Below are 16281 nucleotides of genomic sequence, written 5' to 3' on the forward strand. Positions count from 1 at the left end.
TTTAAATCCCTCCAATTAAATTTCTTAAAAACAAAATATTTAAATTAAACTCAACAATGTTATTGTAATGAAATATAAAATTTTAGAAAAACCTAACCCTGAAGATGCATATGATTTAGTTTATGATGCGCTTCGTAAAAAAGCGACAATAATAATGTTTGCATGTTGTAAAGTTAATTATGAAGGCCGTGCTTTAAGCGAATTAAACTGGGGAGAACGTATTATAATGATAAAACCTGATGGAGCTTTTTTAATTCATCAGGAAAAAAAGGTCGAACCGGTGAATTGGCAACCTCCTAAATCAAGAACAAGAGCTTATATCAAAAATGAAAATCTATTTTTAGAAAGTCATAGAAGAACCCCAAAGGAGCTATTGACTGTTGAGATAAGGCATATTCAATTTATCAGCTACGCTAATGTCGAGGACTTTGAAGAACTTGAACAAGCAGGTTATGAGAAAGATATGAGCGATATGATTATGGAAAAACCACACATTATTGAAGAAGGCTTTTACCCTACCACTAGAGAATACAGCGTTGAACATGGATTCATTGATATTTTAGGAAAGGACAAAGACAATAATCTAATGGTATTGGAATTAAAAGCCCGTAAAGCCGGAGTTACTGCAGTTAAACAACTTAAAAGATATCTCCTAGATTTAGAAAATACTGATAACGATTATCTAAGAGAATGTAAAGCTGAAAAGAAAATAATTAGAGGAATACTTGTTGCACCGTCAATAATGGATGATGCCCAAGAGCTACTTGATGAGGAGGGAATTGAATTTGTCTCTGTAGAACCCCCTCGAGAGTTAAAAAGGGATAAAAAAGTAACTTTAGATGCATTTTAGCTTAATGCATCAGTTATTCTTCTTAATTCCTCAATTGAGTATTGTTTTGTAAACTCATTAGCTGGAGTGGATTTGGTTAAATGATGCTCTTTTTCTAATTTATAAATAAGATACTCCTCCCCCTCAAGAGGAATAGATTCATCATCACCCAAGAGTTCTAAAGCGTCCAACTCTTCAAGAATAGATTGATATTCTTTTTCTTCAAGTTCAATCATATCATCGATTTCCATGTCTTGGATATTTGGATTCAATTGCATTGCAATAGCTATGAACCCATTTACTTTTTTGTCTGAAACATCGAATTCAGATTTCCTAATTTCTTCCATAGACAATTTAACATGGGTTATAGTATGTTTTGTAACTGGAATTTCACGAGATAACCCTACTTGGTTGATTTCATAGTTATTTTCCCATTCGCCAATCTTATAAATTGCATAATTCATGTCATCAATATTAATCATTTCATTGCCATCCATTCTATCACACATATTTAAATATATTTTTATAATATAAGTAATAAATGTAAATTTCAATGGAGGTTTGAACGTGAAAAAATGTCCTGAATGTGGAAATCCTAGTTATGATGGAGCGCCAATGTGTGGAAATTGTGGATATAGATTTCCAAAAACAAAAATAGTTCCTTCAAAAAGAGAAGATATATTCCAACAAACCCCAAAAGCTAAAAAGAATTCCAATGAACAAAGTACTCTAGAAATTATTAAAGAAAAGAAACTCCTTATTGGAATTATAGTACTCATAACATTAATCGTAATTTGTGGAATATTTCTTACTGGATCAAGCAATAACACTAATTCCCCAGCAATGCTCTCAAGTGATTTAGCTGAATATGCTGCTGGCGATTTTTCATTTAAATATCCTAGCGGATGGGAAGAAATGAATTTGACTGATTCAGAACATGAAGATGCAAAATTCTTCAAAAGCAATAATACTATTGTAGAGTATTATAGTGTAGCTAGTGATTCTTCATTAAAAGAAATTAATCAAAACAGAATTAGTTATGCTCAAGAAACTGGCAATTATGTAGATTTACTTGAATCAATTACATTAGACGGTGTGGATTCATCAAATGTCATTTTAGAAAGTGAAAGCGGTGATTACACAAGATTTGTCACAATGATAAATAATGGCGAATTATATGTCTTTAAAATAACTGGAGACTCATATGATTCCGTTACCTCTGATGAAATTAACAACATGTTAAATTCTGCAGATATTGCTTAAGTATGATTAAATTCATACTTTTTTCTATTTTTATTTAAGTGTTTAAAATGACAAAAATCAAGCTTGCTTTATGTCAAATGAATGTTGTTGACAATAAAAAGGAAAATTTAAAAAAAGCCACTTCAATGATAACCGAAAGCGTTAAACAGAATGCTGATTTTATTGTGCTTCCGGAAATGTTCAACTGCCCGTATTCCAATGATAAATTCATAGAATACCAGGAAGATGAAAATGATAGCTATACGTTAAATAAAATATCCTCATTGGCTTTGAAAAACAATGTCTACATTCTTGCAGGGTCCATTCCTGAAAAAGATGGGGACAATCTTTATAATACAAGCTATCTATTTGATAAAACTGGAAACATAATGGCCAAACACAGAAAAATGCATCTTTTCGATATTGATGTTAAAGATAAAATTACATTTAAGGAATCCGATGTTCTGACTGCAGGCAATGAATTTACAATAGCCGATACAGAATTCGGTAAAATAGGCATTGGAATCTGTTACGATATTCGTTTTCCAGAACTTGCAAGGATTATGGTTGAAAAGGGTGCTTTAGTATTATTCTATCCAGGTGCATTTAACATGACCACTGGACCCACCCATTGGGAGTTGTTATTTAGATCAAGAGCCCTAGATAATCAGTGTTATTGTGTTGGCGTTGCTCCTGCACTTAATGAAGATGCAAGTTATCATAGCTATGGCCATTCAATTATTGCAAGTCCATGGGGTGAAGTACTCAGGCAAGCAAGCGCAAAAGAAGAATTGATTATTTCCGAAATTGATTTAAGTGAAATAAAAAAAATAAGAGAAGAGCTTCCACTTTTAAAAAATAAAAGGGAAGACCTCTATGAAGTTGTTGAAAAATAATTATTGTAATTTATCTAATCTTTTTTCAAAGTAATCTGCTTTTTTAGTGCCTGCAAAAACTTCACAAGCTGTTTCGATTACTCTAACTTCATTGTCTTTGTCATTAGCTTTTCTGTACAAAACACATAATCTCTTATATGGCGCATCTTTAGCCTGTTTTGCTTCAACATAACGTTCATATTCTTTAATGGCTTTTTGAGGATTAGTTTTTTCCATCTCTTTAATGGTGCTCATTGGAATAACTTTTACAATTGCCTCACCAGACGCTTTAGCTTTTTTTCTTTTTTCAGCTTTTTTGATAGCTTTATTGCAGGATTTCTTAAAGTCCTTATCATCTTCTGATTTTCTGGCATCTTTGATTAATTTGATAGCTTCATCAGATCCCAAGTCCCCTAGCGCTTGAATAGCTGCAAGTTTAACACCCCAATCTTCATCTTCAAGGCATTTTGCAATTGCACCTAGTTCCTCTTCTGCTTGAAGCTCACCTAAAGCACGTACAGCAACTTTTCTAACACCAAAATCATCATCTTCAGTTGCATCAACAAAATAAGGAATTACTTTTTTATCTTCAGTCTCTTTGAGTGCAAAAGCCAAAAATCTTTTATCTTTGCCTTCTGCATTTTTAAATTCTTCGATTAATTTATCAACAGCTACATCACCCATACTACCTAAAATTTCAGCTGCTTTAAATCTGACTTGTGCATTATCATCAGTGGTAGCTTTAATTAACGGTTCAATAGCTTCTTCATCAGTGATTCCAACTAATGATTCTATAGCTTCTTTTCTAACTTTAACATCATCATCTGATAAGCTGTTAATAGCTTCTTCAAAACTTAAATTTGACATGTTAATAATTAGATTTTAAAAATATATAATCTTTTAAGAAATTATAAAGAAAAAATAAAAAAAGAATAAGAGAAAAAATCTCTTATTTAAATTGCAGTCCATCCACCGTCAATACAGATTAATTGACCGGTACAGAAACTGGATGCATCAGATGCTAAGTAAATTGCAATACCGTCTAATTCACCAGGTTTACCTAAACGGCCTGCTGGACAGTAAGCTGCAATGAGGTCCATGAATCCAGGTAATTCAATAGAGTCAACAGTTAATTCAGTTTCAAATACTGCAGGACCGATTGCATTAACGGTAATGTTGTATTTAGCCCATTCAACAGCTAAGTTTTTGGTTAAGTTCATTACTCCACCTTTAGCTGAGGAGTATGCGCTGATACCTCCACCAGGGAAGATTACTCTTGAGTGGATTGAACCAATGTTAATGATTTTACCATATTCCTGTTCGATCATGATTTCTCCAACAGCTTTACACATGTAGTATACACCGCTTAAGTCGATGTGGATGTGTCTTTCCCATTCTTCGTTGGATTGATCAGTGACCATTTTGTTGTTACCCATACCAGCTGCGTTTACTAAGATGTCAATTCTTCCGTAAGCATCCATAACTTTTGCAACAGCAGCAGTGATACTGTCGTAGTCTCCAACATCACATACAGCATACATTACTTCAGTTCCGAATTCTTTTTCGATTTCAGCAACGTTTTCTAATAACCTTTCTTCTCTTCTTGCAACTAATGCTAATATAGCACCTTGGCTTGCGTATGCTTGAGCAATTTGCCAACCAAGACCGGAAGAAGCTCCAGTAACAACCGCAACTTTGTCTTTTATATCAAAATAGTTTTTCATATTTAATACCACCTTAGGCATGAGCCTATGATAATAATTATAACATTTTAACTATTTAATAATTTTTATTTTATCAAATTCGTAAAATGCCAAACAAAATTTAATGAATTGAAATTTAAAATAGAAATTATTCAAATGAACTTGATTAAAAAAAAACTCTAAAAATTTTAGGAAGCCATGAAACAGCAGGATTGTGCAAAAATTATAATAGATAAGAAGATTTAACTAGAATTATAAATAAATGATTAAGGACGTTAAAATGATTGAAGAGCAAACTAAAAGTTATTCAAAAAAACAGATTTATCAAATCTTACATCCGTGGGTTAGGCGATGGTTTGACTCACAATTCAGTGATTTTACTCCTGCTCAGAAAAGATCAATCATTGACATCCATAAAAAGAACAACATCCTAATTTCATCACCAACAGGTTCCGGAAAGACATTGACAGCATTCTTATCAGTAATCAGCGAATTAACCACATTAGCTGAAAAGGATATGCTGGAAGACAAAGTCTATTGCATATATATTTCACCTCTGAAAGCGCTTGATAATGATATAGAAAAGAATCTAGATGAACCTTTAGATGGCATAGAAAAGATTGCTGGCCGTGAATTGGGAATCAGAAAAGCAGTTAGGACAGGAGACACAACACAATATCAAAGACAGAAAATGCTTAAAAAGCCTCCGCACATATTAATTACAACTCCAGAAACATTATCAATTTTACTTGTAGCTCCAAAATTTAGGGAAAAACTAAGTGGAGTCAAATACGTTATTGTTGATGAAATACATTCATTAGCTGAAAATAAGAGAGGAGTTCATTTAACTTTATCCCTTGAACGTTTACAACACTTGCTTGGGCAATTTACAAGGATAGGGCTTTCAGCAACAGTCAGTCCCCTGGAAGAAATGGCAAAATTCCTGGTGGGCTATGAATATGGCGTTGGCCGGAGCTGCAAAATCGTCAATATTGATTACCTGAAGGAACTTGATATGGAAGTGATGTGTCCAGTAAGCGATATCGTTCTTGCAGATGAAGAAGACACACGTTTAGGAATGTATGACCTATTGGACGATTTGATTCAGGAAAACAAGACAACATTAATATTTACAAATACCCGAAGCGGTACGGAACGTTTTGTTTACAATTTAAAAAAGATGTATCCTCACAACTACAATGATTCTAATATAATGGCCCACCATTCATCGCTTTCAAAGGAAGTGCGCCTTGAAACCGAAAATAAGCTTAAGGAAGGTAAATTGAAAGCTGTTGTTTCATCAACTTCCCTGGAACTTGGAATTGATATCGGATACATTGATTTGGTAGTGCTCATAAACTCTCCAAAATCTGTTGCAAGAGCACTTCAGAGAATTGGGCGAAGCGGACACAAGTTACATGAAAAGTCAAAAGGCAGAATCATTGTAACCAATCGTGACGATTTAGTTGAATGTTCAGTTTTACTTAAGAATGCAAAAGAAGGTAAAATAGATAAAATCAGCATTCCAACAAACTGTCTAGACGTTCTTGCACAGCACATCTATGGAATGAGTATTGAAAATCCATGGGACATTGATTATGCTTATGACGTTATACGGAAGAGTTATTGTTATAAAGACCTCTCAAGAGATGATTACGAAGACGTTTTAAGCTATATGGCAGGAGAATATCCTGAACTTGAAGAGAGATATGTGTATGCTAAAATTTGGATTGATTACAAGAAAAATACCTTCGGCAAACGTGGAAAACTAGCTAGAATGTTATATTCAACAAACATCGGAACCATACCTGACTCCTCCGGAGTGCTGGTTAAATGTGATGGTGAAACCGTTGGAAAGATTGAAGAATCATTTATGGAAAGATTAAAAAAAGGAGACACATTTGTTTTGGGAGGCAGAACCTACAGATTCAATTATGGAAAAGGAATGACAATAAATGTAACTCCTTCAAGTGGCCCTCCTACAATCCCTTCCTGGTTTTCACAACAATTGCCATTATCCTTTGACCTTGCAATGGATATCCAGAAGTTTAGATCCCACATGGAAACCAAATTCGAATACAGAAGAAGCAAAGAGGAGATAATGGAATTCATACACAGCTACCTATATGTCGATGACTTTGCGGCAAATTCAATTTATGAATACTTCATTGAACAATACAAATATGCCAAAATTCCATCAAATCGCCTGTTGCTGATTGAATATTATAAAGGATATGGCGGAAGGCGTTTTGTAATATTCCATTCCTTATTCGGAAGAAAAGTTAATGATGCGCTATCAAGAGCCGTTGCATACATTGCCGCCAAACAATATAACATGAATGTGACCCTATCCATTTCGGATAACGGATTTTATTTAAGTTCAGATGGAAAAATTGGAGGTTTGGAATCATTCAAACAATTAAATCCTGAAAATTTTGAAAGAATCTTGACAAATTCCCTTAATAAAACCGAAACATTGGCTTCCAGATTCAGACATTGCGCCGGAAGGTCACTTATGACTCTTAGAAGATACAAAGGCGAATCAAAATCTGCTGGCCGTCAGCAAGTCAGAGGCAAAATACTTTTGAAATTCGTGCAGGATATGGACGATGACTTTTCAATCCTAAAAGAAGCCAGAAGGGAAGCATTAGAAGATTATATGGATATAAAAAATGCTTTAAAGATAATTAACATGATTGATTCTGGAGAAATGGAAATAAAAACAATAAATACAGTTATTCCTAGTCCTTTTGCTTTCAATTTAGTTTCACAAGGATATCTGGACGTGTTGAATCAAAATGATAAAGGCGAATTTACAAAAAGAATGCATTTGGCAATTCTTGACCAGATTAAAGATAAACTAAACGACATTTATTAGGCATCAACATCAAAAGATATTGAAAATCAAAAGGGAAAAAATAAATACATTTATTAATTAAATTACATAATTATATTACGGTGATACTATGACTAAATGGAGTGCAGTAATTACAGGTTTCATATTAGCTGTAATAGTTAAATCATTTTTTGCACAATATGAATTTATTGGATTATTGATTGTTGGATTCATTACAGGTTATATAGCCCATGAAGGAGCGCTTGGAGGATTATGGAATGCCGCTCTTGCAGGAGCATTAGGAACTATAATAAGCGCAATATTATTTGTATTGGTTGCAACCCTAGGCGGAAGCGTAATGGGCATTTTCGGAGGATTGACTGGATTTACATTCTCTGGAATCACAAGCATAACTGTAATTATAGGAGATCTAATTTATTATGCAATCGTCATGGGAATTACAGGAGCTGTTGGAGGCGCAATAGCTTCTAAAAAATGAATTTTTGGAGATATGATATGGCAAACTTACCGGAAATAAATATTAAAGCTTTGATATTTGGAGCAGCAATAGCTGCCGCATTTATAATATTTGGATATAATTATTGGGATTGGTTTTATCCATTTTCAGCAATAGGCCTCTTATATGCAGGATACGGCCAGAATAACCTTAAAATGGGAACAATACTCGGAGCATTAGCTGCCACACCTATCATAATCTTAACATTCCAAGGATATATGGGGCAATTTGATGGCTTTTTCCTAACTGAAAATGGAATAATGGCATTGACCGTTTTAATACTCGCCGTTGGAGCATTTGTCGGATTCGTTGGTGCATGGACTAAACAAAGCCGTGTGAAAGCACTGGAAGAATACGAAAAAAAGCAAAATATAGGTAAAACCAAAAAGAAAAAAGCAAAATAACAAAAAAGCATTAAACTGGTTTTAAAGAAATTTAAAAAAATAAAAATATGAAAAATAATAACAAACTTATGTTATTATTTTTTCTAATTCGTCTCTTTCAATTCCTCTTTTTATTTCAAGAGCAATTCTTCTACCCATACTCATAGGTTTACCATAAGTTAAGTAGGAGTAAGGAGAACCGTCCATGAATGTGTTAGTACCACCATCAGTTCTAGCACTGATTTCAAAACAGATTACTTCTAAATTATCATTTACTAAAGTTTGCATACAGAATGGTCCGTTCAATCCTGGAGCAACTAATTTTTTAGCACTTTCAGTTAATTTATCAGCAATGTCAAATACTTGTGGGAGTAAAGATTCACGAATTACAGCTGGGTGGTTACCAGTAACTACATAAGATGGACTTAAATCGATGTCTAATTGATCTTTTGCAGGCATTCTTACAAAACCATCAATACTTGATTCGTATCTTGTGTCCATACCCATTAATTCAACTTTATCATCAAGTGCGGAGTAGAAATAGTGTATACAATAATTACAACCTGAAACATATTCTTCAATGTGAGCTGCTTCTACATCACTGTCATCTAACCATCCACGAGCTTTCATAGCGTCAATTTTTGCATCAAATTCTTCAGTAGATGAAGCAACAAAGTAACCTCTTCCACCTCTTGCTCCTGGGAACTTGACCATTACCGGTCTGTCAATTTCAGAAGGATCATTATATTTGAATGGTATTCTTACGTCCCCTTCAACAAGTAATGCTCTTTCCTTGTCTCTTTCAGCTTCCCATCTAAGAACATCTCTGTTTCCAAACATTGGTACATTGAATTTGTCTTCTACATTATCTAATCCAGCATATGCAACAAAAGAACCGTGAGGAACAACTATAGCATTCATATCCCTAAGTTTTTGTTGGACATCCTCATTGACAATGTCTTTAAATTCATCAACGATGATATATTCATCAGCAACTCCAAAACGTTGATATGGAATTTCCCTTCCTTTTTGACATACTATAGCGGTTCTAAATCCTTCTTCTTTAGCACCTTGTAAGATGTGTAAAGAAGTGTGGCTTCCGAGAGTGGCTATTGTAATTTCACTTTTGTCATATGTAGCCAAAATATCTAAAATGTCTTCCTTTTTAACTTCTCCCATTTTATCTTCTCCTAAAAAGAATGATGATATTATATATATTTTTCCGAATTTATAATAGTTTTTATTTGAATGAAGAAATATAATTAAAAAGGTAAAAAAACAAATAATTAAATTGAATAATTAAGGATTGAAAAATCATGATAATAGGATTAATTTCAGACACCCACATCCCTGATAGGGCAAGGATATTGCCTCAAAATGTGCTCGATGCATTTAATGATGTTGATTTAATAATGCATGCTGGCGATTTGACATCGCCTAAGGTAATTGATGAATTAGAGGAACTTGCACCTGTGATGGCAGTTCAGGGAAATATGGACAGAGCCAATGGAATTAATCTGCCCAAAGCAAAAGTCATTGAAGTTGAAGGTCTGAAAATTGGTATGATACATGGAGAGGTTTATCCAAGAGCGGATTCTGACCAATTGCTATATTTGGCAAAAGAGCTAGATGTGGATATTCTAGTCAGCGGTCATTCCCACCAACCAAAAATCGAACAAAAAGAGGGAATTTTACTATTGAATCCGGGAAGCCCAATTGTTCCAAGACTTGCAGACAGAACTGTAATGTTGCTTGAGATTAACAATAATGAAGTTGACGTTGAAATCATTAAAATCGGCTCTCCAGTATGCAGTGCACTTGATTTTGACCAATTTAAGAGGGATTGAAATGGGAAGCAGATGGCAAGTAGAAAAACATAAAGACCCATATTATAAAAGAGCTAAGCAAGAAGAATACCGTTCAAGAGCATCATATAAACTCAAACAGCTTGACAAAAAATTCAAACTCATAAAAGAAGGAGATACTGTTGTTGACCTTGGAGCTGCACCCGGAGGGTGGTCCCAAGTAGCATTGGAAAAAGTCGGTGAAGAAGGAATAGTTGTCGGAGTGGACCTGAACAGATTCAAAAAATTCCATGAAGAAAACTATTATGGGCTCAGAGGAGATTTTACAACCCCTGAAGTTCAAGAAAAAATCACAGAACTGATTGGAGGAAAAGCAAAGGTCGTAATGTCTGATGCATCACCTTCCCTTTGCGGAATTAAAAACATTGACCAGCTCAAATCAATTGATTTGACAAATGCAGTTATTGAGATAGCCTACAATATTCTAGAAACAAAAGGCAACCTCGTCATGAAAGTATTCCAAGGCCCTGAATATAAAACCATGCTTGATTCCCTTAAAGGCAACTTTAGACAAGTAAAAACTACAAAACCTGCATCATCACGTAAAAAAAGTTCAGAAATGTACGTTGTAGGACTAGGCTACAAACATGTTAAAAAAAATAGAAAATAAAAAAATTAAAGAGTATTATATGCCTTATTAGCATCATCTAATTTTTGTTTTGCAAAATCGATTCTGCTGTCTACTTCATTTGATGGCTTACCTGCATCAAGGGCACTTTGAACATTTTCAATAGCTGAATTTGCCCGTGTCAACTCTAATTTTGCATCGTTATAAGTCTGCACATCATCAGGACCTCCTGCATAATATGTGGACTTGACACTATCAAACTTAATGGATAAATTGCTATACTCTGCTTTTAGCTCCGCAAGTTCATCATATTGAGTGCCTGAGGATATCTCATTTGTGATGCCAGATGAAACCATACTATATCCCACATATGCAACAACGATGATTGTTGATATAATCATGATAATTCCAACAACAGAAATTAGCATAGAAGTGGATTTAAATAAGCTTAGTCTAGATTTTCTCATATTAACCTCTATTATAATTAATTTATCTTTATAGTAATATGAATTTTTTAGTATATAATTTTTATTACCCTCACCATATACAATATTTTTTTAAATAATGAAAACTTAATAATTACTTAATGAATTCTACTGCTAAATCACAAACATCAATTGCAAAATTTGAAGAATTTTTTGCAACATCATATAAAGATGATGTGTTTGAAATCCTCGAAAAATATCCGGATGAAAGATCACTTAATGTAGATTACCAATCTTTAGAAATATTTGATCCAAACTTGGCAGATTTATTGATTGAGAAACCTGAGGAAGTTATTGAAGCTGCACAATTAGCTATTAAAAATATTGACCCACTCGTTAAAGATGCTGACATTAACATCCGTTTTGAAAATCTTTCAAATGTAATCCAATTAAAAGACCTGTTAAGTAAATACATCGGGACCTTCGTTGCAGCTGATGGAATTGTGAGAAAAACCGATGAAATAAGACCTCGTATCGAAACTGGTGTTTTCGAATGCAGAGGCTGTATGAGACTACATGAAGTTGAACAAAGTTCCGGAAATAGAATAATAGAACCTTCCCTATGCAGCGAATGTGGAGGAAGATCATTTAGATTGCTTCAAGAGGAATCTAAATATATTGATACACAAACTGCAAGGATGCAAGAGCCATTGGAAAATCTATCTGGAGGAAGCGAACCTAAGCAAATGTTAATGATTTTAGAGGACGATTTAGTAGACAAATTAAATCCAGGAGACAAAGTAAGAATTACTGGAACATTAAAAACCTTCAGAGAGGAAAGAAGCGGCAAATTCAAAAATTATATCTACGTTAATCATATCGAACCGCTTGAGCAAGAATTTGAAGAATTGCACCTTTCAGAAGAGGATGAAGAAAAGATTATAGAATTGTCCCAAGACCCAAATATTTATGAAAAAATTATCAAGTCAACTGCCCCATCAATTAGGGGATACAGAGAAGTTAAAGAGGCAATTGCACTTCAATTGTTTGGAGGGGCTGCAAAACAGCTTGAAGATGAAACAAAATTGAGAGGAGATATCCACATCCTTATTGTAGGGGACCCAGGTATCGGTAAATCTCAAATATTGAAATATGTTTCAAGATTAGCTCCAAGAAGTATTTATACAAGTGGTAAAGGTACAAGTGGTGCCGGTTTAACTGCAGCAGCAGTTAGAGATGAACTTGGAGGATGGTCTCTGGAAGCAGGTGCATTAGTACTTGGGGACCAAGGTAACGTTTGTGTTGACGAGCTTGACAAAATGAGAGCAGAAGACAGATCTGCACTTCACGAAGCTTTAGAACAACAAACAGTAAGTATTGCAAAAGCAGGAATTATGGCAACATTAAATTCAAGATGTTCCGTTCTTGCAGCAGCAAACCCTAAATTCGGAAGATTTGACAGATATAAAGTGCTTGCAGAACAAATTGATCTGCCCGCCCCAATTATTTCCCGTTTCGATTTGATTTTTGTAATTGAAGATAAACCAAGCAAGGAAGGGGATTCAAAATTAGCAGACCACATCCTAAAAATACATAAAGAGAATACTGTGGAATATGAAATTGAACCCGAATTGCTCAGAAAATATATTGCATACGCTCGTAAAAACATCAGCCCAAAATTGACTGATGAAGCTAACCAAATTTTAAAAGAGTTTTATGTAAGTACCAGAAATAGTAATCCTGAAGAGCAGGGTGCTGTTCCTATTACAGCAAGACAGCTAGAAGCTATTATTCGTTTAGCTGAAGCCAGCGCTAAAGTTAAACTTAAAGATACTGTTGATAGAGAAGATGCTGAAAAAGCTGTAAAATTAACATTATTCTGTCTTAAAGATGTGGGAGTTGATCCTGAAACTGGAGAGATAGATGCTGAAATCCTCAGTGGAGGTACTCCAAAATCTGATAGAGACAAAATTCAAAGAGTAACTGATGAAATTAAACTCCTTGAAGAGGAATATGCTGGTCAAGCTCCTTTAAATGTGTTAATTTCAAATATGAGTGAAAAATATGGAGTAAGTGAAGACAAAACAGAACAAATTGTCAGAAACTTAGTTCAAAAAGGAGTTATTTACCAACCAACTACTGGATACTTTAGACGTGTAGTCTAAATATCCTAAACTTTTTCTTTTTTTAAATTTTTTACCAGAATTTTCGAAATAACAATACATTAATATAATATTAAAACTAAATTTAATATATTATACTTATACTAATTTTATAAGGAGAGATAATATGGACAAATACGAAGATTTATTAGAAAGAGCAATAGACCAATTACCTCCTGAAGTATTTGAACACAAAAGATTCAAAATTCCTAAAGCTTATTCAGATATCCAAGGTAATAGAACATTTATTAAAAACTTTAAAGATGTTGCAGAAGGTTTGAATAGAGACCCTCAACATTTATTAAAATTCTTAATGAGAGAATTAGGTACTGCAGGAAATATTGAAGGTCAAAGAGCAATTTTACAAGGTAAATTTACACACTACTTAATTAATGAAAGAATTGAAGACTATGTAGACAAATATGTAATTTGCCACGAATGTAACAGACCAGATACAAGAATTATCAGAGAAGGAAGAATTTTCTTACTTAAATGTGCTGCATGCGGTGCAACAGCACCTTTAAAATCTTTATAATCCTTCTTTTTATTTTATTTTTACAGATATTATGTTTTGTCCAGAGTGCGGAAGTACAGATAAAGAAATGGTTGGCGATGTCTGTATTGACTGTTTTTTAAAAGAATTTCAAATGATTGAAGTTCCTAAACGCATTGAAGTTCAGATTTGTAGCCACTGCAACAGTAAACTTGAAGAAGGCAAATGGAGTGATGAATTCATTCCTGAAGAAGAAATAATTTATAGAGCACTCGAAAGAAACATAAAAGTAGCTGATGAAGTTTCAAATGAAAATATTGTCCTTGGAATTGAACAGATTAAAGGGACACTCGCCAGTTGTACTGTTGAAGCTATAGGGGAAGTTCATGGAGTTCAAATTGAAGAGAATTATGATACAGAAGTTAAAATCCTTAAAACTGTTTGTCCAACTTGCAGTAAAATACAATCCGGATATTATGAAGTTGTAGTGCAGTTTAGAGCCGACAACAGGGAAATAAAAGAAGAAGAATATGCTAAAGCTGATGAAATAGTTGAAAGGACTTTAATAAAACAATCCAAAAACGATAAACTAGCATACTGTCCGCAAATAGCTAAATTGAAAGAAGGATACGATTACTATATCGGATCTTTTAAATCTGGTGAAAAAGTAGCTGAAGCATTGATGGAAGAATTTGGAGGCATACTCAAAAAATCTCCAAGACTCATTAGCGAAGATAAGTCCACCGGAAAAGGCCTTTATAGGATTTGGATTTCAGTTAGAATTCCTGAATTTGAAACTAATGATTTCATAAAATATGATAACAAAATAATGCAGGTGCATAGTATTAGTAAAAATAGTCTTGTTGGCGCGGAAATTTCAACAGATAAAAAGCACAATATCCCTATGAAAAATATGGAAGACATTGAGCTCATTAAAAAGTCAGATGAAATTGAAACCACAACTGTTATTTCAAAATCTCCTCAATTTATACAAATATTGGATCCGGTTGATTACTCTGCCGTTGACATTAACATGAAAGAAGAGTACTCTAATTTCAATATTGGGGATGAAGTAAAGCTTATTAGAATTAATGATTACATCTATTTAGTGAATTAAGTGATAAAATGAATATTGAAGAAAAAATTCAGTTAATTGAGAATGGTACCTTAGAAATTATAGATTCAGAAGAATTAAAAGAAGTTCTTGCTAAAGATGAACCTATAGCTTATACCGGTTATGAACCTTCAGGTAAAATCCATTTAGGTCATGCAGTAACAGTGCAAAAATTAAAACAACTACAAAAGCTAGGTTTTAAAATTAAAATCCTTTTAGCAGATTACCATGCATTCTTAAATGGGAAAGGAACAATTGAAGAAATATCTGAAACCGCTGAATATAACAAAAAATGTTTCCAAGCACTTGGTCTTGATGAAACAACTGAATTTGTCTTAGGTTCCTCTTTCCAATTAGAACCAGATTACACCGATAAAGTTTATCAATTAGCTACTATGACCACTTTAAAAAGAGCAAGAAGAAGTATGGATCAAGTAAGTCGTGCAGATGACAATCCAAAAGTGGCCAGTGTAATTTATCCTATTATGCAAACCGTTGACATGGCTGCTTTAGAAGTTGATGTTGCTCTTGGAGGAATGGAACAGAGAAAAATCCAAATGTTAGCGCGTGAAAACTTAGAAAAGATTGGCGAAAATGTTCCTGTTTGTATTCACACCCCATTATTACACGGTCTTGATGGCGATGCTAAAATGTCATCCAGTAAAGGAAACTACATTGCAGTTGATGATTCTGTTGAAGAAATCACTAAGAAAATCAAGAAAAGTTTCTGTCCACAAGGGGAAGTTGAAGGAAATCCGATGATTGAAATTGCAGAAACCTTTGTTTTCCCAAATCAAGAAAAATTACTTATCAAAAGACCTGAGAAATTTGGTGGAGATATTGAACTTACTCATGATGAACTAATTAAAGACTTTAGTGAAGGTAATTTACATCCAATGGATTTAAAAAATGGAATTAAAGATTTCTTAATTGAATTCTTTGCTCCAGTAAGAGAATACATGGAGGTAAATTAAATGGAAGAAAAAGAAGAATTTCAAATGGGATTGCCGAACGGCGTTGGAGAAGCAATGCTTGCACATGCAATAGAAAAGTTTGATGTGAAACTTGAACACGGAGAATATGGGCCAAGACTTATAGGTTCTTATGAAGAACTTGCAAAAGCAAAACAGTTTTTAGCAGACGCCATTGCTGAAAGATTAAAAGAATTGGAAGGATGATTAATCCTCCAATTACAATTTTTTAGAAAATACTAATCCATCACAACTATCTGAAAGAAAAATATATAAATAACAGATTTATTTACAAAAT

Annotated in this window: 18 protein-coding genes; 13 read left to right on the plus strand and 5 right to left on the minus strand. The window is 33.8% G+C overall.

Features of this window, described 5'->3' with window-relative positions:
- Nucleotides 1–67 precede the first annotated feature (67 nt).
- Complete coding sequence (gene nucS, locus ACKI3D_RS05315; RefSeq protein WP_407392704.1) at nt 68–850, plus strand: endonuclease NucS; 783 nt, start codon at nt 68–70, stop codon at nt 848–850.
- Here nucS and ACKI3D_RS05320 read toward each other — a convergent pair.
- Entirely contained in the window at nt 847–1326 is a 480-nt protein-coding gene (locus ACKI3D_RS05320) for a hypothetical protein (protein ID WP_407392705.1), read from the minus strand. The genes nucS and ACKI3D_RS05320 overlap by 4 nt on opposite strands.
- Nucleotides 1327–1396: 70 nt before the next feature.
- On the opposite strand from ACKI3D_RS05320, the gene ACKI3D_RS05325 reads away from it, so the two are divergent.
- Both ACKI3D_RS05325 and ACKI3D_RS05330 read left to right on the plus strand, forming a co-directional pair.
- Nucleotides 1397–2092 carry a zinc ribbon domain-containing protein gene (locus ACKI3D_RS05325; RefSeq protein WP_407392706.1) on the plus strand — a complete coding sequence of 232 codons (696 nt, stop codon included), beginning with the start codon at nt 1397–1399 and terminating at the stop codon, nt 2090–2092.
- 47 nt (nt 2093–2139) lie between these two features.
- Nucleotides 2140–2967: a carbon-nitrogen hydrolase family protein gene (locus ACKI3D_RS05330; protein WP_407392707.1), complete on the plus strand. Its 828-nt coding sequence runs from the start codon at nt 2140–2142 to the stop codon at nt 2965–2967.
- Here ACKI3D_RS05330 and ACKI3D_RS05335 read toward each other — a convergent pair whose 3' ends face one another.
- Nucleotides 2968–3813 carry a HEAT repeat domain-containing protein gene (locus ACKI3D_RS05335; RefSeq protein ID WP_407392708.1) on the minus strand — a complete coding sequence of 282 codons (846 nt, stop codon included), beginning with the start codon at nt 3811–3813 and terminating at the stop codon, nt 2968–2970.
- A gap of 86 nt (nt 3814–3899) precedes the next feature.
- On the minus strand, nt 3900–4670 hold the full coding sequence (locus ACKI3D_RS05340; RefSeq protein ID WP_407392709.1) for an SDR family NAD(P)-dependent oxidoreductase: 771 nt from the start codon (nt 4668–4670) through the stop codon (nt 3900–3902).
- A 259-nt stretch (nt 4671–4929) separates the two neighbouring features.
- Here ACKI3D_RS05340 and ACKI3D_RS05345 point away from each other — a divergent pair, with 259 nt between their 5' ends.
- From ACKI3D_RS05345 to ACKI3D_RS05355, 3 genes are all read left to right on the plus strand, one after another.
- On the plus strand, nt 4930–7527 hold the full coding sequence (locus ACKI3D_RS05345; RefSeq protein ID WP_407392720.1) for an ATP-dependent helicase: 2598 nt from the start codon (nt 4930–4932) through the stop codon (nt 7525–7527).
- Nucleotides 7528–7615: 88 nt separating this feature from the next.
- Nucleotides 7616–7984 (plus strand): DUF5518 domain-containing protein, encoded by a 369-nt coding sequence (locus tag ACKI3D_RS05350; RefSeq protein WP_407392710.1) that lies wholly within the window; start codon nt 7616–7618, stop codon nt 7982–7984.
- 17 nt (nt 7985–8001) lie between these two features.
- Nucleotides 8002–8406, plus strand: coding sequence for a hypothetical protein (locus tag ACKI3D_RS05355; protein ID WP_407392711.1), 405 nt, complete (start codon nt 8002–8004; stop codon nt 8404–8406).
- 66 nt (nt 8407–8472) lie between these two features.
- On the opposite strand, the gene ACKI3D_RS05360 is transcribed toward ACKI3D_RS05355, so the two are convergent.
- Nucleotides 8473–9564 carry a formate--phosphoribosylaminoimidazolecarboxamide ligase gene (locus ACKI3D_RS05360; RefSeq protein WP_407392712.1) on the minus strand — a complete coding sequence of 364 codons (1092 nt, stop codon included), beginning with the start codon at nt 9562–9564 and terminating at the stop codon, nt 8473–8475.
- Nucleotides 9565–9701: 137 nt separating this feature from the next.
- On the opposite strand from ACKI3D_RS05360, the gene ACKI3D_RS05365 reads away from it, so the two are divergent.
- Nucleotides 9702–10232, plus strand: coding sequence for a metallophosphoesterase (locus tag ACKI3D_RS05365; protein ID WP_407392713.1), 531 nt, complete (start codon nt 9702–9704; stop codon nt 10230–10232).
- Between the two features lies 1 nt (nt 10233).
- Complete coding sequence (locus tag ACKI3D_RS05370) at nt 10234–10860, plus strand: RlmE family RNA methyltransferase (RefSeq protein WP_407392714.1); 627 nt, start codon at nt 10234–10236, stop codon at nt 10858–10860.
- 5 nt (nt 10861–10865) lie between these two features.
- Here the strand turns inward: ACKI3D_RS05370 and ACKI3D_RS05375 are convergent, their stop codons facing one another.
- Nucleotides 10866–11285: a hypothetical protein gene (locus ACKI3D_RS05375; protein ID WP_407392715.1), complete on the minus strand. Its 420-nt coding sequence runs from the start codon at nt 11283–11285 to the stop codon at nt 10866–10868.
- A 119-nt stretch (nt 11286–11404) separates the two neighbouring features.
- Here ACKI3D_RS05375 and mcm point away from each other — a divergent pair, with 119 nt between their 5' ends.
- The 5 genes from mcm to ACKI3D_RS05400 all read left to right on the plus strand — a co-directional run bounded on the left by mcm (nt 11405) and on the right by ACKI3D_RS05400 (nt 16190).
- Nucleotides 11405–13408, plus strand: coding sequence for a minichromosome maintenance protein MCM (gene mcm, locus ACKI3D_RS05380; protein ID WP_407392716.1), 2004 nt, complete (start codon nt 11405–11407; stop codon nt 13406–13408).
- 124 nt (nt 13409–13532) lie between these two features.
- On the plus strand, nt 13533–13940 hold the full coding sequence (locus ACKI3D_RS05385) for a translation initiation factor IF-2 subunit beta (RefSeq protein ID WP_067040760.1): 408 nt from the start codon (nt 13533–13535) through the stop codon (nt 13938–13940).
- Between the two features lie 31 nt (nt 13941–13971).
- Nucleotides 13972–15015 carry a 60S ribosomal export protein NMD3 gene (locus ACKI3D_RS05390; protein WP_407392717.1) on the plus strand — a complete coding sequence of 348 codons (1044 nt, stop codon included), beginning with the start codon at nt 13972–13974 and terminating at the stop codon, nt 15013–15015.
- Nucleotides 15016–15023: 8 nt separating this feature from the next.
- Nucleotides 15024–15986, plus strand: coding sequence for a tyrosine--tRNA ligase (locus ACKI3D_RS05395; protein WP_407392718.1), 963 nt, complete (start codon nt 15024–15026; stop codon nt 15984–15986).
- On the plus strand, nt 15987–16190 hold the full coding sequence (locus ACKI3D_RS05400) for a hypothetical protein (RefSeq protein ID WP_407392719.1): 204 nt from the start codon (nt 15987–15989) through the stop codon (nt 16188–16190).
- Nucleotides 16191–16281 lie beyond the last annotated feature (91 nt).

Source organism: Methanobrevibacter sp., from assembly GCF_045586545.1.
Lineage (GTDB): Archaea > Methanobacteriota > Methanobacteria > Methanobacteriales > Methanobacteriaceae > Methanocatella.